The 24,164-nt window shown below is 52.3% G+C and carries 24 protein-coding genes; 7 read left to right on the top strand and 17 right to left on the bottom strand.

The window, feature by feature from the left end:
• Nucleotides 1-40 precede the first annotated feature (40 nt).
• The 5 genes from cysK to BTJ40_RS20775 all read left to right on the top strand — a co-directional run bounded on the left by cysK (nucleotide 41) and on the right by BTJ40_RS20775 (nucleotide 3,275).
• Nucleotides 41-958 (top strand): cysteine synthase A, encoded by a 918-nt coding sequence (gene cysK, locus BTJ40_RS20795; RefSeq protein WP_108734880.1) that lies wholly within the window; start codon nucleotides 41-43, stop codon nucleotides 956-958.
• 38 nt (nucleotides 959-996) lie between these two features.
• Nucleotides 997-1,833, top strand: coding sequence for a 3'(2'),5'-bisphosphate nucleotidase CysQ (cysQ, locus tag BTJ40_RS20790; protein ID WP_108734879.1), 837 nt, complete (start codon nucleotides 997-999; stop codon nucleotides 1,831-1,833).
• 104 nt (nucleotides 1,834-1,937) lie between these two features.
• A complete protein-coding gene (locus BTJ40_RS20785; protein WP_108734878.1) occupies nucleotides 1,938-2,141 on the top strand; it encodes a hypothetical protein in 204 nt (67 codons plus the stop codon).
• A 219-nt stretch (nucleotides 2,142-2,360) separates the two neighbouring features.
• Nucleotides 2,361-2,618, top strand: a complete 258-nt coding sequence (locus BTJ40_RS20780; protein ID WP_108734877.1) for a type II toxin-antitoxin system HicB family antitoxin — start codon at nucleotides 2,361-2,363, stop codon at nucleotides 2,616-2,618.
• A 51-nt stretch (nucleotides 2,619-2,669) separates the two neighbouring features.
• Nucleotides 2,670-3,275, top strand: coding sequence for an outer membrane beta-barrel protein (locus BTJ40_RS20775; RefSeq protein ID WP_238152084.1), 606 nt, complete (start codon nucleotides 2,670-2,672; stop codon nucleotides 3,273-3,275).
• Nucleotides 3,276-3,390: 115 nt separating this feature from the next.
• Here BTJ40_RS20775 and BTJ40_RS20770 read toward each other — a convergent pair whose 3' ends face one another.
• The 9 genes from BTJ40_RS20770 to BTJ40_RS20730 all read right to left on the bottom strand — a co-directional run bounded on the left by BTJ40_RS20770 (nucleotide 3,391) and on the right by BTJ40_RS20730 (nucleotide 14,255).
• Complete coding sequence (locus BTJ40_RS20770; RefSeq protein WP_108734875.1) at nucleotides 3,391-5,544, bottom strand: TonB-dependent copper receptor; 2,154 nt, start codon at nucleotides 5,542-5,544, stop codon at nucleotides 3,391-3,393.
• 202 nt (nucleotides 5,545-5,746) lie between these two features.
• The gene (locus BTJ40_RS20765) at nucleotides 5,747-6,214 is read right to left on the bottom strand and encodes a hypothetical protein (RefSeq protein WP_108734874.1); all 468 of its coding nucleotides are present in this window, start codon (nucleotides 6,212-6,214) and stop codon (nucleotides 5,747-5,749) included.
• A 328-nt stretch (nucleotides 6,215-6,542) separates the two neighbouring features.
• Nucleotides 6,543-7,940: a DUF58 domain-containing protein gene (locus BTJ40_RS20760; RefSeq protein ID WP_108734873.1), complete on the bottom strand. Its 1,398-nt coding sequence runs from the start codon at nucleotides 7,938-7,940 to the stop codon at nucleotides 6,543-6,545.
• Nucleotides 7,937-8,941, bottom strand: coding sequence for a MoxR family ATPase (locus tag BTJ40_RS20755; protein WP_108734872.1), 1,005 nt, complete (start codon nucleotides 8,939-8,941; stop codon nucleotides 7,937-7,939). Before BTJ40_RS20755 ends, BTJ40_RS20760 begins: the two co-directional genes overlap by 4 nt.
• On the bottom strand, nucleotides 8,938-10,245 hold the full coding sequence (locus BTJ40_RS20750) for a DUF4350 domain-containing protein (RefSeq protein ID WP_108734871.1): 1,308 nt from the start codon (nucleotides 10,243-10,245) through the stop codon (nucleotides 8,938-8,940). The genes BTJ40_RS20755 and BTJ40_RS20750 overlap by 4 nt, the downstream gene beginning before the upstream one ends.
• Nucleotides 10,235-11,815 (bottom strand): DUF4129 domain-containing protein, encoded by a 1,581-nt coding sequence (locus BTJ40_RS20745; protein WP_108734870.1) that lies wholly within the window; start codon nucleotides 11,813-11,815, stop codon nucleotides 10,235-10,237. Before BTJ40_RS20745 ends, BTJ40_RS20750 begins: the two co-directional genes overlap by 11 nt.
• Entirely contained in the window at nucleotides 11,805-12,779 is a 975-nt protein-coding gene (locus tag BTJ40_RS20740) for a stage II sporulation protein M (protein ID WP_108734869.1), read from the bottom strand. The genes BTJ40_RS20745 and BTJ40_RS20740 overlap by 11 nt, the downstream gene beginning before the upstream one ends.
• A 12-nt stretch (nucleotides 12,780-12,791) precedes the next feature.
• Nucleotides 12,792-13,475, bottom strand: coding sequence for an RDD family protein (locus tag BTJ40_RS20735; protein WP_108734868.1), 684 nt, complete (start codon nucleotides 13,473-13,475; stop codon nucleotides 12,792-12,794).
• A gap of 27 nt (nucleotides 13,476-13,502) precedes the next feature.
• The gene (locus tag BTJ40_RS20730) at nucleotides 13,503-14,255 is read right to left on the bottom strand and encodes a hypothetical protein (protein WP_108734867.1); all 753 of its coding nucleotides are present in this window, start codon (nucleotides 14,253-14,255) and stop codon (nucleotides 13,503-13,505) included.
• Between the two features lie 170 nt (nucleotides 14,256-14,425).
• On the opposite strand from BTJ40_RS20730, the gene BTJ40_RS20725 reads away from it, so the two are divergent.
• Nucleotides 14,426-15,049 (top strand): DUF2939 domain-containing protein, encoded by a 624-nt coding sequence (locus BTJ40_RS20725; protein WP_108734866.1) that lies wholly within the window; start codon nucleotides 14,426-14,428, stop codon nucleotides 15,047-15,049.
• Nucleotides 15,040-15,417: a DUF2237 family protein gene (locus tag BTJ40_RS20720; RefSeq protein WP_108734865.1), complete on the top strand. Its 378-nt coding sequence runs from the start codon at nucleotides 15,040-15,042 to the stop codon at nucleotides 15,415-15,417. Before BTJ40_RS20725 ends, BTJ40_RS20720 begins: the two co-directional genes overlap by 10 nt.
• A gap of 99 nt (nucleotides 15,418-15,516) precedes the next feature.
• Here the strand turns inward: BTJ40_RS20720 and BTJ40_RS20715 are convergent, their stop codons facing one another.
• The 8 genes from BTJ40_RS20715 to BTJ40_RS20680 all read right to left on the bottom strand — a co-directional run bounded on the left by BTJ40_RS20715 (nucleotide 15,517) and on the right by BTJ40_RS20680 (nucleotide 24,161).
• Entirely contained in the window at nucleotides 15,517-16,509 is a 993-nt protein-coding gene (locus BTJ40_RS20715) for an AgmX/PglI C-terminal domain-containing protein (RefSeq protein ID WP_108734864.1), read from the bottom strand.
• Between the two features lies 1 nt (nucleotide 16,510).
• A complete protein-coding gene (locus BTJ40_RS20710; protein ID WP_108734863.1) occupies nucleotides 16,511-17,032 on the bottom strand; it encodes a biopolymer transporter ExbD in 522 nt (173 codons plus the stop codon).
• A 12-nt stretch (nucleotides 17,033-17,044) separates the two neighbouring features.
• Nucleotides 17,045-17,557, bottom strand: coding sequence for a biopolymer transporter ExbD (locus tag BTJ40_RS20705; protein WP_108734862.1), 513 nt, complete (start codon nucleotides 17,555-17,557; stop codon nucleotides 17,045-17,047).
• 11 nt (nucleotides 17,558-17,568) lie between these two features.
• The gene (locus BTJ40_RS20700) at nucleotides 17,569-18,234 is read right to left on the bottom strand and encodes a MotA/TolQ/ExbB proton channel family protein (protein ID WP_108734861.1); all 666 of its coding nucleotides are present in this window, start codon (nucleotides 18,232-18,234) and stop codon (nucleotides 17,569-17,571) included.
• 193 nt (nucleotides 18,235-18,427) lie between these two features.
• Entirely contained in the window at nucleotides 18,428-18,697 is a 270-nt protein-coding gene (locus BTJ40_RS20695; protein WP_108734860.1) for a hypothetical protein, read from the bottom strand.
• A gap of 2 nt (nucleotides 18,698-18,699) precedes the next feature.
• Nucleotides 18,700-19,347, bottom strand: coding sequence for a tetratricopeptide repeat protein (locus BTJ40_RS20690; protein ID WP_157954184.1), 648 nt, complete (start codon nucleotides 19,345-19,347; stop codon nucleotides 18,700-18,702).
• Complete coding sequence (locus BTJ40_RS20685) at nucleotides 19,334-22,198, bottom strand: tetratricopeptide repeat protein (RefSeq protein ID WP_108734858.1); 2,865 nt, start codon at nucleotides 22,196-22,198, stop codon at nucleotides 19,334-19,336. The genes BTJ40_RS20690 and BTJ40_RS20685 overlap by 14 nt, the downstream gene beginning before the upstream one ends.
• Nucleotides 22,191-24,161 carry a hypothetical protein gene (locus BTJ40_RS20680; RefSeq protein WP_108734857.1) on the bottom strand — a complete coding sequence of 657 codons (1,971 nt, stop codon included), beginning with the start codon at nucleotides 24,159-24,161 and terminating at the stop codon, nucleotides 22,191-22,193. Before BTJ40_RS20680 ends, BTJ40_RS20685 begins: the two co-directional genes overlap by 8 nt.
• Nucleotides 24,162-24,164 lie beyond the last annotated feature (3 nt).

Raw genomic sequence — 24,164 nt, 5'->3', positions numbered from 1 at the left:
AGTTGTTTGCCTTGAGCACTAGTCATGGAGAGCCTCACCGATGAAAGCGGCCAATATTCTGGAAACAATCGGCAATACCCCTCACGTAAGAATCAATCACCTGTTTCGCCCCGATATAGAAGTTTGGATGAAGGTAGAACGCTTTAATCCGGGTAGCAGCATTAAGGACCGAATTGCCTTAGCGATGATTGAGGATGCAGAGCGTCGTGGAGCCCTGCAGCCCGGTGGAGTAATAATCGAACCGACCTCTGGTAATACGGGTATTGGACTGGCGATGGTTGCTGCCGTGAAGGGATATCGCCTGATCCTGACCATGCCGGAGTCTATGTCGGCAGAGCGTCGCCAGGTCATGAAAGCAATGGGCGCAGAATTGGTCCTTACACCTAAAGAGCGCGGTATGGGCGGCGCTATTGCTAAGGCGGAGGAGTTATTGGCCTCACATGCGAATAGCTGGATGCCCCAACAATTTAATAACCGCGCCAATGCCCAGGTGCACCGGGATGTTACCTCCAAGGAAATCCTGGCAGACTTTCCTGAGGGGCTGGATTACATGATTACCGGTGTGGGTACTGGCGGGCATATCACGGGCTGTGGTGAAGTCTTAAAAGAGCACTTTCCCAAATTACAGGTCTATGCGGTAGAGCCGGAGAAATCACCGGTGATTAGCGGTGGAGAAAAAGGCCTGCATCGTTTGCAGGGCATTGGCGCCGGCTTTGTACCCCAGGTGCTCAATACGGAAGTACTCGATGGTACTGTATTGGTGAGTGAGGAAGATAGTTTTGAAATGGCGCGTCAATGCGCACTAAAAGAGGGAATTTTTGTGGGTATCTCTTCTGGTGCCAGCCTTGCGGCCCTGAAAAAACGCGAGGGTGAGATGGATGCGGGCAGCCGGGTACTGGTGTTCAGCTATGACACTGGTGAGCGCTATCTGTCCGTTCAGGACCTTTTCTCCGCCTAAGATTTTATAATGGTGAGTTCACAGAGTATGGAGTTGTAATGGATAAAGCACTTTTGGAGCAGGTGATAGAGATCTGCAAACGCGCGGGAGAGGCGATTCTCGAGGTTTATCACAGCAGCGCTGAGTTGGAAGTCGAGACAAAGAAAGATGATTCCCCAGTAACTGCCGCAGATCTGGCCGCTCACAAAGTACTGGAACCGGCGTTAGCACAGCTTATCGAGGGAGTACCGGTTTTATCAGAAGAGCAGGAAATGCCCTCGTTCGAAGAGCGCAGTCAGTGGCAGCGTTACTGGATTGTCGATCCGCTCGATGGCACCAAAGAATTTATCCGACGCAACGGTGAATTTACCGTAAATGTCGCGTTAATCGAAAATGGCGAGCCCGTTTTGGGGGTGGTTTACGTACCGGTACTGAATATCACTTATGCCGGCTGCAAGGGCGAAGGAGCCTTTAAGCGCGATGCCAATGGCGAAACTGAAATTCGGGTGCGTCCACTGAAGCCGCGCCTGGATAATAGTGAAGTTGTTGAGCTTGTGGCCAGCCGCAGCCATGGAACTGGCACCGTCGACCAGTTGGTACAACGTATCGAGTCTGAACTGGGAGCTGTCGAGTGCAAAAATATGGGCTCCTCGCTGAAATTATGCCTGGTTGCTGAGGGGGCAGCAGATTTGTATCCGCGTCTCGCTCCTACTTGCGAGTGGGATACTGCGGCAGCTCAGGCTGTAGTTGAAGCAGCAGGTGGTATTGTTGTGGACGAAGAGTTTAATTTGTTGCGCTACAACACCAAAGACTCTCTGCTAAATCCCTTTTTCTATGTAATTGGCGATTCTTCTTTTGATTGGCAATCCCTACTGCTGGATAAGTCCGCTGCTTAGGGTGTGACGCCAGTAAACATATAGAGAGTATTTTTGTGCCTCCACCACCACTGGTGGAGGCTTTAAAGGGGATCTGGATATTTCCAAATTCAGGAGGCTCACTGATGTCTGGACCCGATCTGCGCTTTAACCAGGATAAAGGTGAAATTCGCTGTTTGCGTCGGGAACTGGAGGAGGAAATAAACTGGTTGCAGCGGCATTTTGAAGCCCTCTCCAATGCAGTCGATGCAAATGATATTGCGTTGCGGCGCACCTATAACAGCATGCTATTTTCCCGCCGGGCCCTATTAGGTAGGATGCCCCGTTAACTAAATTCCAAATATTTTCTTGTGTGAAAAACTGTAGTGCTGCAGGTTTTAATTTGAATACGGCAGTTCTTCCTACTCAGTGCTGTCACTTATAGTGTTGAATCTGTGCCAGCGCGAAATATTATTTCCCGGCTAATTAGCTAATTTCCTTGCCAAATTCCCCCGTAAAATGTAAAGCAGTCTACGCTTTGGAAAGCTAATACATAAGAGTATTTTTCAATGCGCTACCCGGTTGTGGTGCACAATATTGAATATGCCGGATTTGGTGCCATTGCACCGGATCTGCCGCATTGCCACTGCTATGCCGATACCCTTGAGGGGACCCTGCAAAAAATGGCTGAAACGATTTTTCAGCGGTTGGAAGAGCTCCGTCAGGCTGGACAGCCAATGCCGCAAGCAGGTGATGTAGACAACCTGAAGAAAAACCCGGCTTTTGTAGGAGGCGTCTGGGCCATTATTGATGTAGAAACAACTTGAAATAATTCACTGAGCTTGAACTTGATGACTGGCTTTTTGATGTGAGTGGCGATGATAAAGCTATCCGTCTACCTGCTTTCCTTTTTTATAGCTGCGTCCAGTTATGGATTCGAGGCGAATAATCCTTTTGATGGTGTCGCCACGGGAGAGTACCGGATTATCGGTACCGTTGGTTTTGGGAGTGGCGAGCAGCAGTTAAATAAGCAGCGGGATTCTTTTGGCTATGTCAGCCTTGGAATTACACCGGCTGTGGGAGTCTGGCAAGTTGAGCTGCGAGCCTCACATTTCGATGATAATCATGTCACAGTAGATCAGGTAGGTTTAAATTTTAAAATTGATTTTACCCTGAATTGCCACGTTCAATGTCTCTATTGGATGGTGGGATATAATTATGCCGATGTGGATTTGAATAATGTTATAAGACGAGGCTATTGGTATCGAGAATACCCACCATTTTATCCGGATGATCGATATATCTATATTATTGATGCCAGTGGCAGTGATACCTTTTGGAATGCCGGAGTGGGTTACCGAATTATGTGGACTCAGGATTTCGATACTTCATTAGAGTATAACTACAATAATATTGGCAAAATTGAACGTGTTAACCTCGGGCATCTGCGCACCCTGAGTTTGAATTTTTCCTACCGCTTTTAGTAGGCCTTCCACCTTTTAACTTATTTTTTCTCAATATTTTTATTCGTGGAAATTTATTAATTAAATGCTGAGGTTCTTGGATAGTGAAAAAGGGGCCCTGGGGCCCCAATAGCTTTTAAATTCGATAAATGGCTTTCAGCCAGAAGGTGCGTCCCGGTTCGTTAACCCGAGTCAACTGATCGAAACCAATAATATTGGCTCCAGAGCGACTGATATGTTCAGCGTAAGTCTCATCGAATAGGTTATCGATACCGGTAGTTACCAGTACACTTTTACTGGGTTTCCAGCCGGCATTGATGGAAACGACGTTGGCAGAGTCGGTTGCACCAATATCCTGACCAACAATATTGCCTTTGCCGATATCCACTCGGTCCTGGCTTGCGATAGCGCGCCATAAAACACCTGCTGACCACTGTGCCTGTTCATAGTAGAGTCCCAGGCGGCCCTCTAAAGGAGGCAGTTGTGCAAGGGTAGTGCCATCGGTTTCGTTGGCACCGCGAACAGATGTTACGGTGAATTCAGTGCGCCACTGCTCGTTGAGCTGATATGAGGAGTCAAACTCCAAACCCCAGGAGCGCGCCTGGATGTTTCTGACAATGGAGGTAGTGCGAGTATCGGAGGAGTCCATACCATCCATATTCATACTACCCATAGAATCCATGCTACTCATTACTGCCGCTTTTTCGTAATCCGTTTCAATCATCAGGTAGTCATCAATCTGATTGACGAATCCGGAGACACTGGCGGAGAGTTTTTCACCGCGATAGATATAGCCGATATCCAGCTGGGTGGTCTTTTCAGATTCGATATCCAGTGCGCTGTAAGAGTCTGCTGTCTCATAGGAGAAAATTTCCCAATAATCGGGGAAGCGCTCGGTGTAGCCGAGTCCAGCAAAGAGTGTGGCAGAACTATTGGGGCCGCTCTCGAGACCATATTCATAGCGCAGGAAGCCGCTGCTCAATAGCTCTGAGCGAGTTTCTCCCGCAGTGGGGTTATCCACTGAGGACATCATAGATAGAGCAACTTCATCGCGAAGGTCTTTTACTTCCCAATCATCCATTCGTGCACCGGCGATCCAGCGCTGATTGGCTGCGACCTGCCAGCTGACCTCAGAAAATAACCCCAGCTGGTTAAACTCGGCATCGGCCTCTCGCTCCATATCCCGGTAGTCCATGGTGGACTGGTTCATGGTCGAACGGCCGGTGTGGCGATTTTCCCGGGCATCAATTCCACTGGTCAATTCCACATCGTCCATAGGCGTAAACACCAGAGCCATCTTGAAACCTGTGGTCTCACTATCGAGATTCATGACCATGGGGGTAGCGGTGCTGGATAGCTCGCGCAGGCTGTAGTTATCCATGATGTGGTCGATATAGTTGTAGTAGGCCTGGAGCTCAATTGAGTCGAGCCAGCTAGTGATATTGCTGCGGAAATATTTAGCTTTGTGGCTCTCACGGGCAAACTTGGAACCGTCGACTCCCCGATCTGCATAGGCAGCTTCACCATCGCTAAATGCAGTATCAAACTCGACCCGTGTATCGTCGCTGGGTGTCCAGGCTAAATTGACCTGGCTGCTCCAGCGCTCATAACTGGAATTTACCTCATTGCCATCCCCGTCTTCGTAGTCGTCCGCAGATGCCGAGGTCGAGGAGCTACGGATAGAAAACTGCGGCGAACTATAGGAGATATCGAATAGACCATCGCGACGCTCGGCACTGGCGCCGAGCAGGCTCGCATGCATATTCCAGTCGCTTTCAGTGGGGCGTTCCTGCTGCTGATTAAATACAACTACGCCGGCGGAATTTCCCGGGCCATAGAGGACGCTCTGTGGCCCTTTAATAACTTCAATTTCGTCCATTGCCTCGGGAAAAATATAGGCTGTAGGTGGGTCCATTCGGCTGGGACAACCACCCGCCATTGTTTCTCCATCCACTACCATCCCCAGGCGCGATCCCCCCATACCACGGAGCATCGGGTCGCCACTGGTACCGCCTTTGCGCACTACGGAGAATCCCGGAATGGTTTTCAAGTAGTCGGCACCATCATTGGCCGGCAATGGCTGACGGGGTTTTTTCGGATCGGTTACCAGGTTGAGAGGCAGTTCAGTTTTTACTCCGGTGACTACCATTTGCTCCATGTCACTGTCTTTTAGTGATTCTGACTCTTCGGATTCTTCCGCCGCGAGGTGTGCTGAAAAGGTACAGCAGGCAGCAAGTGCCAGACTGAGAGGTTTCTTCAAAAAAATTTTTGTGTTGTTGCTCTGGTGCATGGTTTCAATCCTTTTCGCTGGCGTTTCGGGCACGCAGCAGTAAGCGCGCAGGCCTGGGTAATATTTGGCGCACGCGACATATCCCCACCTGAAAAAGTGGTCGTATTTTGGCAAGGCTCAAAGCGCTGAAAATATTAAGACAGCAATGAGACTTGCGCTCCACAGCGAGCTGCGGAGGGATGATGTTGGAATAAAAAAGGAATTAAACCGGGGGCGCGCGAATCAGTGGGCGGCTGTAAGCGTTAGAGATAACGCGAAAAAAAGCCGGATAAGAAGTCGGTTGAGTAAAACCGGATAGGACTATTTCCAGTTCTGTAGATGGTGCGCTGGCAATACTGGCAGCGGCGGAGAAATTACAGTGGTTATCGGCAAACGAGTGCGCGGTTAGCGTATCGTGATTGTGGCTTGAAGAGTGGTCGCCGTGATGATCGCTGTGGGAATGCGCACTGAGGGCATTGAGCAATAATGCGCTGCGACTATCGCCATGGCAGAGCCCATAGGGCGTTCCCGCTGCAAATTCTGCAGGCATAAAACCCGCAGGAACCAGACCGCGCGCACTGAGAAATACCAGCAATAGCAACAGCGCCTGCCACTGGGACAGACGGGAACAGTATTGGATGGTGCGCTTACCGCTCATAAATAAGATGGTCTGTATTTTGCCGGGGCCCATTTTAAATACCCGGCGGTGAGTAACAAGAGGTTAACTGGTGATACAGCAAAGTGCCACTGCCACAAGATAACTTTTGCGAACTAGCGTGAGGTAAATTGAGCTCTATCAGGTTTGGTTGGAAATTAATTCCTTTTCCCTAGCGCTCTCTGAAAATTAATTTAATTTTCCCGGGCGATAATGGCTCCGGTAGATAATGCGCTTAATAACAGATTCTTGGAGTCGGGGAGAGTTCCCAGGCAGTCCAGGAGTATCGCGGGTAGGGAGAGGTAGGAGAGAGGGTTTGAAAAGAGGGGATTCGAAGAATCCCCGTTCGGTAAACCTGCTGGGATCAGATTCTGCCACTGCGCTTCAGGCGCCAGTAGGCTTCCACCAGGGACTGGTGCAAAAGCTCCGGTCTTGAGTCCACCACTATGACATTGTGCGCCTGCAAATGCTGGAGTAGTTGCTCCCGACGACGCAGGAAGTCTCTCGCTGCGGCACCGTTTATCGCATTGTCGAAGTTCTGGATTGGTTGCTTTAACAATTTGTCCACGGAGGTCTCCCGCAGACTGGCAATCATCACCAGGTGATTGCGTGACAGCAATTTGATTGCGGCGAGCAGCTCGTCACTGTCTTCATCGCGCAAGTTGGTAATCAGGATTACCAGGGCGCGGCGCTTGTGGTGGGCCATCAGATGTTGTGCGGCGCCAGTGTAATCGGCACTGCTGGTGCCGGAGTGAAGATCGTAAACGTTATTCAACAGCAGGTTGATAGCGCTTTCCCCTTTCACCGGCGGCAGTTGTCCACCACTGCTCTCTTGTGCAGCAGCAAATGCTTGCAAGCCGACCGCGTCGCCTTGTTTGATGGCAACATAAGCGGAAAGCAACAGGCCGTTTAGCGCGTGGTCGAAGTGGCTCAGTTCGCCGTCTTTAGCGCGCATCCGACGGCCGCAATCCAGCATATAGATAATTTCCTGGTCGCGCTCATCCTGGTATTCGCGGCTGATCAGTTTGCGCAGTCGCGAACTTGCGCGCCAATCCACCTGTCGCTGGCTGTCGCCCTGGCGGTATTCCCGCAACTGACGGAAGTCCATGCCCTCACCGCGTCGCTGTTGCTGGTGTAATCCCATCAGGCGCAAGCTCTGCTCGGTGGAGAGTGACTGCAGTGATGAAATGCCGAGAAAATTGGGGTAGACCTTTACGGTCTGCTCCTTTCCCAGCCATACCCTTGTCTGCCAGAGTCCCCAGGGAGAGTTGGCCAGCACCTCGATTCGTCCGAAAGAGGCGCTGCCTCGGCGGCGGGGTACCAGGTCGTACTCGATGGTGATTTCCTGGTCGGGGTTGAGCTGTGCTGAGCGCGGCAGCCCTGTCGATCCCAGTTGCTGTGGGATCGAGTCCGAAACCTGGAGTAACAGGGGGCGCGGGCTGGTATTGCGCAGTTTTAGCCGTGCAGTATTGCGTACGCCCAGAGCCAGGTTGCCAGGCAGTCGCCGCAGCCCCTGCAGGCCGGTTACCCGATAGCCGGTGAGAAAGTCCAGCAGGGCGGCACCGATTAGCAGGGCACTCGCTCCCCACCAAAGGTTGCCGATAAATGAGCTGGTTTGCGGAATCCAGATTCGCGCTGCTGTAATTGCCAGGGAGGCCAGGCACCAGTAGCCGAGCAGTTTTACCAGGCGCGGGCTTGGGCCGGTACGACCGCTTTTTGCTGGTACTGCCTGCTGCTCGGCCGCAGCTACAGTCTGTGTCACAGTCGCGGCGCCTCTACGCTGTCGATAATCATCGCCAGGGCGGTATCGGCAGTTTCACCGTCAATTTCCATATCCGGTGACAGGCCGATACGGTGGCGCATCACCGGGATTGCCATGGCTTTGATGTCATCTGGCAATACGAATTCTCGTCCCTGTAACAGGGCATTGGCGCGAGCGGCCTGTAGCAGGCCGATACTGGCGCGGGGGCCGGCGGGACTGCGCAGCTGTGGCGATTGACGGGTGGCACGCACCAGGCGCACGGCGTAATTCAATACCTGCTCGTCGAGGCCCACCTGGGGCACCAGGGCTTGAAGTTGCTGCAACTCCTCGACAGTAATCTCCCCCGACAGCTTCTCCTGCAGGCTGCGCTCAATGCGGCCACTGCTGGCGGCCGCGGCTAATTTCAGTTCCGCATCAAGGCTGGGATAATCGATCAGGATTTTCAGCAGGAAGCGGTCAAGCTCCGCCTCTGGCAGCGGGTAGGTACCCTCCTGCTCAATGGGGTTCTGGGTGGCGAGCACCATAAACGGGCTGGGTACTTTCAGTGCCTGGCCGTCGATGGTGACCTGCTTTTCCTGCATCACTTCCAGCAGGGCGGCCTGGGTTTTGGCGGGGGCGCGGTTGATTTCATCCGCCAGCAGCAGGTTGGTAAATACCGGTCCGCGACGCACTTCAAAGCGACTCTCCCCCATGTTGTACATGGCGTGGCCAGTGACGTCGGCGGGCATCAGGTCTGGGGTAAACTGGATGCGGCGGAAATTACCGCCAAAACAGTTGGCCAGGGTGCGCACCAGCAGGGTTTTACCGAGGCCGGGCACGCCTTCCAGCAGTACGTGGCCGGAAGCCAACAGTGCTACCACTACCTGGTCGACCACCTGTTCCTGGCCAATCAACAGTCGATTAATATTGTTGCGCAGCAGCTGCAGCCTGGCGGATGCTGCCTGCCAGTCAGGTGATGGGCTCGCGGTTTGTTGTTCCGGTTGAAGAGTGGTCTCGCTCATAGGACTGCCTCAATTCGCTGCAGATTACGCATGTGTTCAGTAAATGTTTCTTCAGTAGTAGGGGGCTTGCCCCACAGGGTTTCCACTACTAGACGTTCATCCATGCCTGTGGGGGCACAGAGCTTGTCGCACAGCTTGCGCTTTTTAGTGGCGTCGATATGGGTGGCGTCAAGGCGCCGTAGGAGCTCTTGACGGTAGCCGCGCAGCAGGGCTTCACATTGATCGTCCTGCCAGTAGTAGTGGCCGCAGGCGGAGATGTGCTCTAACAGCGAACGGCGGGACACTTCCGGCTCCGGCTGCAATGGGCCGAAGCGGCGTCCGTGTAGTAATAGCCAAGCGAGTAAGGCCAGTGCGCCGGCGAGAAAAAACTCTGCGGCATATTGACGAGCAACCTTAGAAAGGGATTCAAAGCGGGGGCGGGTGAGAAAGATAAACTCTCCTTCACCGGCCAGCAACTGTAAGAAATAGGCGTGATCGAAGTGGCCGATACGCTGGGATTGCCATAGGGTACTGTCTGTCATCAGGGTTATCACACCATTGCCGCGCTCGAACTGCATAAATGGTACTCCGCTGTCGTCGCGGGATATTTTTGCCCAGAAAACAGGCCCATTATCGTAAGTCTCGTCGTTGAACGCCGGGTGATAGAGCAGGTGGCTGGGGTCTAGATATAGCTGTATCCCACTATTACCCTCAACAGGTAGAGTTATCAGGTCTTCCTCTGGCACAACTGGGTTGCGGGATGGCTCCTCTTCGGGTTCCTCTTCCGGCTCGCCTTCGTCAATTTTACGATTGTGCTCGCGCATGGCATCGGCGGGGTTCTGCTCAGGTTCGAGTACGGCATCCTCCCCGAGAAGTTGTTCCAGTGTTTGCTGCAGTTCGAACTCGCTGTAACCCTCTTTAATGGAGACGTCCATGGCTTCAAGCAGCCAGTCGCGGTTTTCACTGCGTCCGGAGTCGCTGTCGAAGTTGCCGGTATAGGCCACGACGATAGCGTGACCACCGCGCTCGACCCACCCGATAAGCTCTTGGGCTTTGGTGGGGTTATAGACCTGGCTGGAGCTACTGATAAACAGGGTGGCATCGGAGGCTAGGCCTTGGAGTACAGATATATTATCCGCCTGGCGCGGCTTCATCTGTAAGTCGGTGAGGTATTGCTCGGCGGCCAGGTAGGGATTGTGCCGGGCTTTTGTGCCCCAGCCGATATCGATTTCTTCGGAGTAGCGCTCGTAGAAGGTAAGGAACAGCCATACCAATGCGACACAGCCTAGCACCAGGGCACTTATCAATATTCTTTTAACGGTCATTGCCAAACTCCTGCTGCCACTGACCGCAAAGGGTGTTTACCTGGGCCTCTTGCGGCGGTCGGTGGGCATAGGCAAGCTGCTGCCAGTTTGCGGTGAGTTCCTGTACAAAATGACTCAGCGTGGGGCTTACCGGGGGCTGTTCTTCTTTGGGTTCCTGTTGTCTTGTGCGCACCAGCTGGGCACATTCGCTTTCGGTGAGGTGGTCGCCGAAATGGAACTCGAAATCCTCAATCAAGTGAGAAAGAGTGGCGCGATACAGCAGTCCCAGACTGGCTCGCTTATCGCCCTCTACCCACAGGCGCATGACCTCTGCACAGACATCATCGGGCAGACTCGATTGGCGTACATCCAGGCCGAATAGGGTTTCGGGGACGGGCTGCTTTTTCTTTGGCTTGGCCTGCCACTGTAAGCTCTGAAGAATCTTTTCGTGATGTCTCCAGATCAGGTAACCGAGACCGCACACTATTCCTACCCACAGCACAATTTCCAGAATCTTTGCGATTGTTGGGCCCCATTTGAATTCACTCCTGGGTTCATCTGGATTGCTTTCAAAGAGCCATTCAATAAAGTCGATCAGCCAATCTGGAAATTTTTCCTCGGCTAACTCGATTTCTGTTTTGTCCTTTTTACGCCAACCACTAACTTCCTGAATTTGGTGAAAGTCCTCACCGGCGAGGATTTCATCAATATGTTCCTGGGCTTGCTGTGGGGTTTCCGCCGGCGCTGCGCTGGTAGGCGGTGCGGGTAATACCGCCATTAAGATAAGGCTGCAAAGTAGAACCAAAGTGGTGGCACCGGGATTATTTCTACGGCGGGATTCCTTTTTGTGCTGTTGGTTTTCAAGCAGATCTCGGAATTGAATTTCAATATCCCAGCCTTCCAGTTCGATGCGGCGGCCGATGTAGAGACAAAACCCACTGACGATATAGAAGGGGGCAACAACCGCCATAACAAACAGGTAAAGCCCGTTGTATATCCACTCTAACCATTGAGTATCCCCAAGGAGCAGAGGCATCCAATCGATCCCACCGGAATACTGCTCAGGGATAAACAGAAATGCCATCACCGACAATGCAGCGAGGAGGAACATCTCAATATGGTAAAGCGTAATCGTCAGCCAGGTAGCTGCACCGGAGTGTTTGCGATGTAGTACTCCGATACGCGAGGAGCGGGCTTTGCCCGTGGACTGTTCCAGTACAGTGACAGGCATATCAAAAGAGCGCGTGGGGCTCAGCCGACGGAAAGTGAGCCACAAAAACCAGTCGCGACGATTCTGGCTGAAGAAATGCTTCAAGGCCGTGCCAACGGATACCGGTGAGCCAAATAATGCGCGGCTGATCATAAACAGGGGCAGCCGATCAAATACCGGTTTCAGCCACCAGATAAATAAGATGGAGAGCATCGGTGACTCTGGAAACAGCCAATAACACAGGGCAAATAGTGGCGCTGAGGGCAACAGGTAGACCATAAAAAGCTGCCACCAGTACTTTCGTGCCAGGGCGATGCCGAGATCGACAGACTCCCAGGGGGAGCGCAAGCGGGCGCGCACGGCCAGATTCTTAATTTGCATGGTTTGCGTCCTCCCTGCGCCCCGCCAGGATAAAGTACGCAAAGACCAGCACCCAAAACAGGGCGCCTACCCCGAGCTTGATCGCAATTGGAGTACTGGCACTAGAAGACCAGAAGGCCTCGAGGAAGGCGGCAATCACCAACATCAGGAAAGTACCGTACATGATTTTCATTGCCTCCACCGCGGCCAGGCGCAGTGCCACTGTACGCTGGTGTTGACCCGGGTCGACGAGTGAGCGTCCCAATATCAGTCCCGCCGCACCAGCTAAAACGATGGCAGTTAACTCAAAGGCGCCGTGGCCAATCACGAATGGATAGAAAGTCGAAATAAAGCCGACCCGGGTAATATGTCCGAAAGCAGCACCAATATAGATGCCGTTAAATACCAGGAAGAAAATTGACCCCAGGCCAAAAAGTACACCGCCGGCAAAGGTGCGAAAGGCGATGCCAATATTGTTCTTGATATAAAAACCGAACATGAACAGATCGGTATCTGAACCGCGCTCGCGGCCCAGCACCCGATTGCTCGGGTCATACATGGATTCAAAATCCATAACCTGGTCTGGTGACATGACGGCGTAGACCAGGGCATCGTTGTTGTAAGTGCCGATGCCCAAAATTAGCCCCGGCACTAAGAACAGAGCGGTGGCTAGCAGTACGGTCCGGCTGTTAGCGCGTACAGCTTGGGGAAAACCCGCCAACAAATAGTGCAACCAACCCTTGCGGCGCAAGGTCTCCTGGCGGTAGACACGATGATGTGCGGCCATAACCAGCTGGTTGAGGTGGTCTATCAGGCGGTTGGTATATTGTCGCTCCTTTGCCATCGCCAGCTGCTGGCAAAGGTTTCGGTAGGCGACGGGCAGGTCCAGAGCCGCAACTTCGGACTTGTTACGATCCGCTTTCAGCCAGGCTTCTAATTGCTCCCAGCTGTCGCGGTAGCGATTCTCAAAGTCTCTCTGCTTCATAGGTATCTCTGCCTATCCCCTGCCACCGAGTAGCCAACTGCCTACGGAACGCAGGTAGCTCAAGGCATCGCTGTCCTTTTTTCGGGTAATCGGCTCGAGCAGGTTGGCGAGTTCCCGCTGGCGCGCTTCACTTAGATCCTCGTGACGCTCCAGTAAGCTGACCAGTGCTTGCTGATCCTGCTGGCGCAGGTTTTGCGGTGGTGGGAGCGGGGTTGTATCTGGGAGGGCAATCGGTGCCTTTTCCTCTTCGCGATAGATCACCAGAGTGCCTGCAGCCAGATCTCCGAGTCGCTGGAAGTGGCGCCCAAGGGTCATGCTGATTACGCCAGTGGCGTAGGCAAACGGCATAAAATCTGCAAAGCGCAGCAGGTTGCGTACGATGGATGCACTCCAAGACACGGGCGTGAGGTTATCGTTGACCACCATCAAGCCAAAAGACTTCTTGCCTGGTGTCTGGCCACGGCGCATGACCTCAAAAAATACCGGGTAGAACCACTCGAGAAGAAAGGCGCAGACGAGCCAGATGCCAGCACCGGCAAAACCGGCGAAGAACAGGCCCATGCCGATCGCAGCCAATATTAGTGATCGATAAAAAACGTCCACGGCATAGGCAAGGATACGCGGCACGGGCCCAGCTGCCCGTGCGCGTAAATCGATCCCCTCAGGTGTTTCGACGTTATAGGTGGTATCCAGCAAGCCACCACTCCTGTCAGGTAGAAAAACTTAATTATGGTTGGGGACGCCGAAAACTTTTCGGTAGGCGACACCTATAGCAATAATGCACAGAGGTAATGCCCAGATCAGACCGATTAGCAGGGCGAGACCACCGGCTATAACGATCAACATGGTTACAATGAAAAAGCCGAGGAAGGCAAACCAGTTTTTGGTAATGGCCTTGCGAGAGGTTTCAAGTGCTTCCCAGGGACCTAGATTACGATCGGCGACTAACGGCATTGTTAGCAAGTAAGCGATAGCCAGGTAAATACCTGGAATCACAAGCAATACCATACCTATCCCAACTAGTAGATAGAGTAAGATGGTGGCAATACCGAGTGGCACTATTTTGTCGAAGTGTGCGAACACCTCTGTGCCGGAAGTCTTTTCGTCGCGGGCAATCTTGATACCAATCATCGTCATACCCACGGCCAGAGGTGCGCAGCCAATCGTGACAATAAGCTGATAGAGTATGCCGGCGATTGCTGAGGTCGACTCTGGGGCACTACCTAAGCTGAATGCCGCAGCGCCTCCAGTAATCAAAGCTGCAACGAGGGAAATAGCAATAGTGGCTACGCCGTAGAGTATTGCTCCCACCCAAATGGTGCCTTTGTTGCCGCTAGTGCGTTCCCAGGCCTCACTGATAGTTTCCCCAATAGAAAATGAATAATCTCCGGCAATGCCCTTTTCAATAGAGCCAGAGTCGTCACTCTCTGAGCTATTGGCCAAATTCGCTTCGGGGGCCTTATAGATGTCACTCATCTTGTTAGCTGTCCTTATTGAGATTCAGATTATTAGTGGGGTGTAGAGTCTGGGATGGGAATATCTCATAGGCGGGAGTGGCGAACAATGCCACGCCAATACATCATCAAATTAGGTGATATATCTTTCTCGACATAAAATCCCCAGAGAGCGAATAAGGAACTGGATTAATGAAAAAAATACTGTGGACGGGTGGCCTGATTTTGGTGTTGGTTATCGCCGGATATGCCGCTTTGCCATTTTATTCCATCGGGCAGTTGCAGCGTGCGGCGGAAATGGCTAAATCCGAACAGCCGCAGGTTAGAAGCGAGAGTATTGATACTTTAGAACGCTATATCGATTTTCCTGTTTTGCGTGACAATTTAAAGGTTCGCTTGCAGCAGCAACTTAGGAGCTCCCTAAGTAATTCAGTTCCCCAGGAGTTTGATGAGCTATTGAGCGCTGGTGCGAACTTCTTTATGGAGCCACTTTTACAGCAGTTTATTACGCCTGAAGGCATTGCGGACCTCCTTCGAGGGGGAGAGGACCTGGAGGCATTTGAGCGGGAAATCTATCGGCAGGGTAGCGAGATGCAGAGCAGCTCCGAAAGTGAGCCTTCTACGGAGGAGGATAAAGAGGACTCCTGGCAGAGAATGGGCTGGCATTTTACCGACCTCAATCATCTGAGTGTTGAATATGGTGAATATGGCCGGCCTGAATTGCGCCTGCTGATGCAACGCAATGGCCTGCGCTGGCAGTTAGTGGACATTCAGCTAATTGATGATAAAAGTGGAGCGAGTCAGGAATGGAGATAGAGAAGTCAGTCAACGTATTTGGCGATTCACTGATGCCTTGTAGCCTGGACCCCAAGACAGGTTTTTTTCGCGATGGTTGCTGTAACACTTGTAAAGAAGATCTCGGCTCCCACACCGTCTGCGTTGCCGTGACTGATAAGTTTCTGGAGTTTTCCCGCAGTCGCGGCAATGACTTGAGTACACCGGTAGAGGAGTTTAATTTTCCCGGTTTAAAGGAAGGGGATCGTTGGTGTCTCTGTGCCGCGCGCTGGCTTGAAGCGGAGAAATTGGATATGGCTCCCCGGGTATTTTTACAGAGTACACATGTGAAGGCGCTGGAAATTATTCCTATGCAAACATTGCGTCGCTATGCGCTGGATTTGCTTTAGTTGATTGGGTGGATCAGCTCCCTGTCCACCTATTTACTCCCTTCAAATGGCGGCACGTCCCTGTGTCGCCACGCTACTGACAAGATAGCTACTCGGTACTTAAGAGGGCAGGAAGTCGATTGAGTAGTTTTTGGTAGTACTCTCAACGTTGGCAGAACCAAAATTGATCATGCGGATTCTCGCCAGCAACTTGCGCTCAAGTGCCGGGTTATTGAGCTCGCTCTCTACCAATTTGATCGACGCGATAGCACCATTCGGTGCGATCACCAACTGTACGGTGAGCCTTCCCTGCAGAGTTGGGTCCCTGCGCAGCGCGCGATTATAGATTCCAATAATGGCCTCTTTATTGGCTTCCATAACACTGCGAATGGAATCGTCGGTACGTATGGATTTTTGTCCTCTGGCCTTGGCCACCGCTTCTTTGGCTGAACCCGTTGCCTGGGTACTTTGCACACGAGTGTTTTCACGACCGGCCAGTGAGACGCCACCGGTATCGCGACTCACTCTGCCGGCGGCAACGCCGCCACTGGAGGCTTTTGACTTATCCGCGATCATACTGCGTTCTATTTTAGTGGCAGTAGCATTACCCGAGCTGAGCTGGCCCCGGCTAATATCCGATGTATTAAAACTCTCGCGCATATCCAACAGATCATCGGCGAGTGCATTCAGGCCGCTATTGGCCGCTTTCTCCCGGGCCTGTTGTACTTTGGCAACCGGGGGATTTTTAACCTTGCGCGGCTTCTCCACAGGCTTGGGCTTGTCGGGTGTTTCCGCTTTCTTTTTGGGTTTCTCTTCGGGCTTTTTCTTTTCCTCGGGCTTCTTTTGCTCTTTGGGTTTCGGCTTTGGCTTGGGTTTTGGCAATTCCTTTTTTTCCAAAATCACTTTGGCCAGCTGTGGCGGTACCCTTTCGGCCTGCTCCCGGGTGAGTTCGGGTACTGGCGCCAGTGCAACGGCAATACCACTGATTGCCAGGGCTATCAGGCCACCGCGCAGCAATTTAATAAATCGCTGATCCTCCTCTCTCGAGGCGGACCAGGGAAGTACTGTTTCCTGTAGTTGCCAGGGGGCGTAACTAACGGTTGCTGTACTCATATCAGGATTCCACCCCCGAAGGATCTTCCGGCGCTGTTTGTTCTACGGCGAAAGACATATCGCGAAAGTCTGCGGCTGCGCAGGTGTGCATGATCTGCTTTAGCAATTCATAGGGAACTTGTTCATCACCTAAAATAGTCACTGCTCGGCCCAGAGTTTTCTGGACTTCGCTCAGCTCTCCAGCTCGTTCAGCACGGTATTTAAGCTCTGTTACCAGGGCCTCAATATTCTCTGCGCTGGGGTCTATATCATCGATATTAGTGATAAATCGGTCCCCGACAAACAGCTGTTTATTGTTGACCCGTACTACAGTAGTCACCTCGGGTTTCTGTTGTGAGGTGGACTTGGGTAGCTTTATGGTTTTATCAGTCTGCAGAACCTGAACATCACTGGTTGAGTTCACCAGAAGGAAAAATACCAGGATGGTGAAGATATCCATCAGTGATACTAGGTTCAGTTTTGACTGCTGCTTTTTTTGCCTTTGCCTGCGCTCTTGCAGTTTTGCGGCTGCATTTATCTTCATAGTTTGGCCCCGCTATTTTGTCTGCTCCGGTGCATCGCCGAGAGATATCTGGGGGAACAGTTCTGCATCAACAACGGATGCGGCCACTACAGCCCGGTAGCTACGCGCAGTATCCATGGCGGCGACCAGAGTTTTGTAAGGCGTTCCCTTTTCTGACAGGATGACCAGATCATCTTTGTCGATAGATTTTTCTCGCAACTGCCGTTTTATCTGCTGTAAAACGACAGATATCGTGGCGAAATCCGGTGAGTTTTCCTCGTGTGGGATGCGTTTAACCCGCTGCCCAGCGGGATAATTGATATCGACATACTGCGTACGCAAAACGAGTTCGAGCTGGCGATTTTCCTCCACACTGCTGGAACTTCCATCGCTGATACCCGGCAGATTCAGCTTGAGCACGGAGATGTGGGAAAACACCATATTTAGCAGTAACACAGGAACCAAAATGGTCATCAAACTCATAAACGAGGTGATATCGAGTTCCGCTTCCTCATGTCCACGCCGGCGAATATTTATGTTCAGCATGGCGGTATCCCTTAGCTGTTAGCGGTGCGCTGTTCCGCTTTCTGTGGGCGTCCCATGGTCAGCAGATTAAGGAATTTAACCCCGGCCATTTGCAAACTATCGACAATCTCATTGGTTTTATTTTGCAGCATTGAGTTAAACAACAGCAGGGGAATGGCAGAAATCAAACCGAATGCTGTAGTGTTCATCGCTACGGAAATACTGGTGGAGAGCATGGTCGCTTTTTCAGATGGGTCGGCACTGGCTACTGCGGTAAATGCAGCAATCAGACCCATAATAGTGCCGAGTAGGCCCAGCAGAGTGGCAATATTAGCGAGAGTGGCCAAGTAACTGGTGCGTTTTTCCAGACGGGGAACTGCTTCGAGGATCCCTTCCTCAATAGCCAGGGCAATATTTTCCTCGCGCTTGGCAAATTGCAAAGTGTTGATGCCCGCCGCGGCGATACGCCCCATTGCTGCGTCGTTGTCTCGGGCCAGCTGCAAGACACTTTGATAGCTGCGTTTTTGCAACATGGGCAATACTTGTTGATACGCTTTTTTATTGGCATTCCGCGCGCGTGATAAAAATATCCAGCGCTCTACTACCATTGCCAGTCCGATAACCAGGACCACCGCAATCGGGTACATAAAGGGTCCGCCATTTTGGAAAAAACGCAGCATCGCTTGAGTGAATTCCATGATTTAATTCTCCACAGATAAAGTTATAAATTTGTAGTGCAAAGGGAGAACGATTGAGTTCCCACCCTTGGTGTATAAAGAGGGCCGCGGGACGTTGAAGCCTGCTGCGGCGGTTCCATGTCTTCGCTGTATAAATTCAGCAGCGCCGCTTCCATGCGCCGCAAAAAATTATTTTTAATTTTGGTGGGTCGGCCTAGTCGTTTTTTTCCTGTTCAGCTTGCAACAGCTTTATTTCCCGCCGAAATTCCGAATATTCCTGATGTTCAAATACAGAGGAGAAAGTTTGCGGCAGAACGCTGTCGAGCCTTTGTAAACTGTCGGCTTGCTTCCAGGGAATGATATATAAAACCTTAGGTTGTTCCTGACTGCCAATTACGGTGGACTCCAGCGTTGTTATTTCCTCTGCTGTTGCGCCGTATGCAAAGATAGACAGGCTCAGTATGAGGCTAGAAAATAATTTCATTGTTAAAGTCTCCGCTCCAGCTCGAGTATCCATGCACTGAGCAATTTATCCTGTTCAGTACCGGAATCTTGCGCTGCCATATAGTGCTGAAGGGCGCGCTCGGGTTGTTGCAGGTAAAGGTCGTAGAGGATTCCCAGGTTGCGGTGTGCATCGGCATAGTGTGGCCAACGCTCTATGGCGCCGTTGTAGTATTGCTCTGCATCTTCGAACCGCCCCCGGTCACGCATCAGCGCAGCAAGACGATTCCAGGCAAATACATTGTTATCGTTTACAGCAATAGCCTGGCGAAAGCTGCGCTCGGATTCCTCGTATTTCTCGCCGGACTGCTGCACGATTGCCAGGTTTAGCCAGGCTCCGGAGAGTTCCGGCCACTTTTCAGTAATTTGTAGAAGTTGCGATTCAGCCGCAGGTAAATCATTTGCCTGAAAATTCTGGCGAGCCAGTTCCATCGCCGCACGGGCCTGTTGCGGTACTCTTTTACCATCCCGCAAGTAGGGGTTCTCTGTAAGTTGTTGCCCGGCGTCACTATCTGCGGGCGATGTCGTCTTTTGCAGGCCGCTACATGCGGCGAGTAAAAAAACTAATAGCGCAGTAAAAAGTAACCGTGCGATTGAAGATGATTTCCGGGCGCTCAATTCAGTGCAGTGCATCACTCCACTCCAGGGTTTTTTCTTCTTTTTTGTAGCGTGCGGGTAGCAGCTCTCCCAGTGAATGGAAGCTGCGTTTAACCCAATCGTCATAAATACCCTCAACCGTGCGCTGGATATTGGCCTCGTGAAGTTCTATGGACTTTTCCTCAAAGGGATAAGCCTGTTCCTCCAGCAGAATTTCGTATTGTTCCAATTCCAGCTCGTTCAGGTTTTTAGGGCGCTGTGAGTCCATCAGGTCACGGCTGAGCTGTCGGTAAACTTCCGCAAGACGATAATTTGCTTGAGGGGTAAATTCTGCAATGCCAAATTCCAGTACTTTACGGTAATCCGCCACGGTGGTTTGCATGGCCCGCTTTTTATTAGCGAGACTGGTCTTTAACGGCAAGCGCAGTGCCAGTTCAGCAAATTTCGCATAACTTTGCTCCGCCAGTTCACTTTGAGAATAAGCGGCCAGGTAACGCCCGCGGGGTGACTGCAGCGAGTTCTGTGCAAGTTGTTCTAGCCAGTAATTCCGCTTGGTGGGCTTTTTAGTCTGAGCGTAGATTTCGACCAGCTGAAATTGCGCTTCCAGACGTTGCTCAGCGGGTTCTGGCCACAATTTGCTGTAGTTGCGATAGCTTTCAATAGCCCGGTTGTACTCACCGGCTTTTTGCAGGTTTTCTGCTGCCATAAACAGGGATTGACGGCGAACTTCCCGATCCGGATCAGTAGCGGCTAATTGCAGCAATTCTGAGGCGGCAGCCGCCGGCATTTCCAGCGCTTCAAAGATAACGATGGCTTTGGCAGCCAGTGTCGGCGTCAAGGTGTGCGCGGGATAAAACTGGCGGAAATCAGCGAGCTCTGTGCTGGCGCGCTGCCACTGCCCTAACTGAATAAGAAAATTAATTGCATCGTATTGGGCCGTGGCCGCAACCTCTGTGCGCCCGCTATCGCGGATACGCAGGAGGTGATTGAGGGCTTCCTCACTGGGAGCGGCATCCTCACTTTCGCGCTGGGCCAGAATGATTTCTGCCTGACGGTAAATGGATAACTGCAATTGGCGCAATGCGTCTTTGCGCAGTGAATCGTCTGGCTGGTAGCCGAGCGCGCGGGTATAGGCGGCCTCTGCCTGAGGATATTGCTTCAGGGAAAAATGGCTGTGCGCCAGTATCATTGCAATACTTAATTGCTGTTGTTTATTGGCTGGCGGTTGCCATTGATCGGCGTGCTCGGCAGCGGCGATGGCCTCGGCAAAGCGCGATTGTTGCAACAACTTATCGGCAGCGGCCAGCTGCACTGGCAGCGCCCTCGGATCTTGGGGCCAGCTCTGTGCAAATTTCAGGCTCGCTTCGATATTGCGATCGAGCCACAGGATTTTCTGTTCCGCCTCTTGATCCGGAGTTTGTTCATGCACCCTGGCTGCACTGAGGATGGCTCCGTAGCCGGCTTCGGCGCCATACCTGGGATCTTGGTATTCCCAGGCGACCTGGCTGTAAGCGCGCCAGGCGGCGGGGTGATCTGCAGCCTGCTCGAGACACTCCGCCATCAGGAAAACCATGGATGGCGTGCGTGGGTCTTGTGGAAAAGTCTGCGCGTATTCGTGATATAAAGCGGCGGCACTGCGATAGGCACCCAGTGATTGTGCGCTGACAAGGCGGCGTTCTTTCACTTTATTCGCGGGCAGTTTTGTCACCTGCTGAGCCAATTCCTGTGCGCGGGCGTGGTCAAATTGGGCCAATTCGTACAGCCATGGTTGCAGAGTTTTGGCTAACTCCTGTTGTTGAGTTTCACCTGCTGCTTGCCAGTAATCACTGTTCACGCCATAGCGCCGCACAAAGTCCCGTTTCGTGGGCAGAATTTCTTTATGTAGTCTCCCCGCTTGCAAGGTTTCAACGGCGAGAAGATGGAGCTGTGGGGCCTGCTGGGTTTGCGGGTAGTGATTTACGAATTGTAAAAAAGTATCGGCGCTGTTGCGGAACAGCTCTTTTTCCCGATACCAGGTGCCGAGTGCGCTGTATAACTGGTGCTGGTAGGGACGTGGCTCTCCATTGAGGTTAAAAGACTCAATGGCTTCAGCGCCTCCCAGGTAGCTGAAGTTTAATGCGAGCCCGCGCAAGCTGTCTTCACGCAGGCGCTGCCGCCCAACAGGGAGTTCCTCCCCCTGTTCCTCACTGTGCAAAATATCCAGCGACTGGAGAAAGATTTCTGTGGATGCTCGGTAATTGCTCGATTTAAATTCTGACCAAGCCAGCATATAGCGAGCATTATCCGTAAATGGACTAGGCCCCTGCTTGAGCAATGCACGGAAGTCTCGGGCGGCACCGGGGTAGTCTTTGCGATTGAATGCCGCCTCGCCACGGCGGAATAAGACTTCGCCGATAAACGGTGAGTCCGGTGCGCTACCGGCTATCTTTTCCAATGCCTGTAAGGCCGCGGGCATTTCCCCATCCAGTGCCCTGGCGCGGGCTAAGCGATAGAGAATGTAATCATCTTTCGGGCGCTGTGCGGATAGGCTTTGGTAATAATCGACCGCGCTGGAGTAGTCGACTATGGTATCTGGATTGTCGGACTGCTTTTGCTCCAGTCGTTCCATTTCCAAGTCAGCCAGGCGCAGATGGATTTGTTGCCGAACCTTGGGGTCGGTGTGGCTCTCCAGTGCCGTGCGGTAACTTTGCACCAGGTTTTCCAACGCGACAGCGGTCTGCACGGGCGGACTTTGCGGTGCCCCTTCCTGGGAGCTGGGCGGGTTGGCACGGGGCAGGTCAGCCAGGGTTTGTACCGGTTGATTACCACAGGCTGTCAGGGCACAGCAAATACCAATAGCGAGGGAGCGCAGGGCAAACACAGCTGCCGGATGCGGGGCGTTATTCATGGTCTGCGGCCCCGGTATTATCCGTGTCACTGTCAGCCTGAGAGGCTGCGGGGATTGCCTGCATTTCAGCGTCTTGCAGACGTGCGATAGCCAGTCGTGTGTGGGCCATATAATTGTGAATTTGCTGCTGCTCCCTACCCAGCTGAGCGATAACCTCTCGGCGCAGGTCGGCTTCAATCAATTCGCTGGCTCGAACAATCGCTGCCTGCTGTGCTGGAATTTTGTCACCGGCGGTGACCACCCGATAGGCTAGCTGGCGCAGTTGTGGCCCCCGCTGTGCCTCGGTATCTGTTTTCTTGCGTTGTTCCCGCCCACTGCGTAACTGATCTTCGAGCTGCTGTAGGGATTTCCGCTGCTGCCATAACTTGTCGTGATACTGTTCACTGGCTTGCCAGAGCAAAATCCCCCGGGCTTTCGCCAGGGTTTCCGCTTGTTGTTGGCTGGCTTTACCGCTGCCCTGGATTTTTTTAAGACGCTCTTGTGCGCCGGTGAGAATTTCCAGTAATTCCAGGGTTTCACTTTGATCATCTGGAGTGGCGGTGGTCGCCAATAAAGTGAGTGCATCGCGCTCCCGCTCAATTTGCTCGAGTGCTGCCCTCAAATGATCATATTGCTGTTTTGCCATCTGCAACTGCTGGTCAAACTGAGCGCTATTGTAGTGATCGATAATAGTAGTACGGCGCAGGTGACGCTCTTCGATAAGGTCGGTGAATAGGGGCAGTTTATCTTGCCAGCTTTGCAGGACCTGGGTCAGTTGCTGCAGGTCGCGCAACTCGGTAAGCCGTAATTGGAAGCGGTCACTTTGCAGGATTGGCCGCAGAAAGTGCTGGTTGTCACGCAATAGGGGAGAGGCCTGGGCCAGTTGTAACCAGCCGTAGCGCCATGCCTCGCGCTGAACAGGATCATAGGCCAGCGGCTCCGTCGTCAGGTCTTGCTGTAACTGTTGTAATTCAGTGAGCGTTTTCAGGTAATAAGCTTCAGCATTTCGATATGCACTTAGGGCAACGGAGCGATTCTCCAGTTTTTCGTAGCCATAGGGCAGCGCTACCATGGCTTCCCGGGCGGCGGGACTGTAGCGGTGCTTATCCAGTAAAAATTGCAGCGCGTCTATGCCCGCCTGATAGTCCTCGCCGTTGATGGAGGACCAAGCCATTCCCAAGAGTGCGCGAGTTGCCCAGGGCGTGTTGAGGCGAACCCTGGAAAAGGCTTGCTTGGCTTCTGTGTGCTGTTCTGAAAGTGCCAGCGCATAACCCATACCAATATGGGCTTTATCGAGAAGTATAGGAATTTCCGTTGATGGAATATCAATCGTTTCTGCAAAATCAACCGCGACTTGATATTCGTGGATTGCTGCGGGCAATTGGCTGGACCTGGCAAAGGCGGCGCCTAAGTTGATATGTCCCAGTACTTTTTCTGCAGGGAATAAATCACTGGATTCCAGTAATTTTTTCGCCGTGGTGAGGTCTTTATTACGCAGAGCCAGATTGAGCGGTAGAGAGGACTCCTCGGCAACCCCTGACTTTTCCAGGTGTGCCGCAGCGTTGATAAAATCTCCGTTCAGGTAATTCAATTCGGCCAGTTTTAACCAGGCAGTGCGGCGATATTTTGGCACTGCCTCGGCATTAGTCTGCTGTTCAAATAATTCGGCAGCCCGGTTATGTAGACCAAACCCGAGGCTGATTCCGCCCTCTATCAATGCGGCGTTATCCCGGTGAATTTGAATTGAGTCTTGCTGCTGAGCAACCAGCAGTGTGCTCAGAGCATCAAAATAATTCCCTTGAAAATACTCGTAAAGGGTAGCGCCATAGGCCAGATCCTGAGCCCTTTGGTATTTTTGGGGGGCTCGCTGCTCATTGCTGGGGCCGTCTGTCTCGGCCACAATTTCAGCTTCCTGAGCGCAGAGGCTGCTCGCAGCAAGGGTGAGCGCCAGGGATAGGGTGCGGGTAAAAGATGGGTAGTACATGGC

This window comes from Microbulbifer sp. A4B17 (assembly GCF_003076275.1).
Lineage (GTDB): Bacteria > Pseudomonadota > Gammaproteobacteria > Pseudomonadales > Cellvibrionaceae > Microbulbifer.
This window is presented reverse-complemented; position numbering and strand designations above follow the sequence as displayed.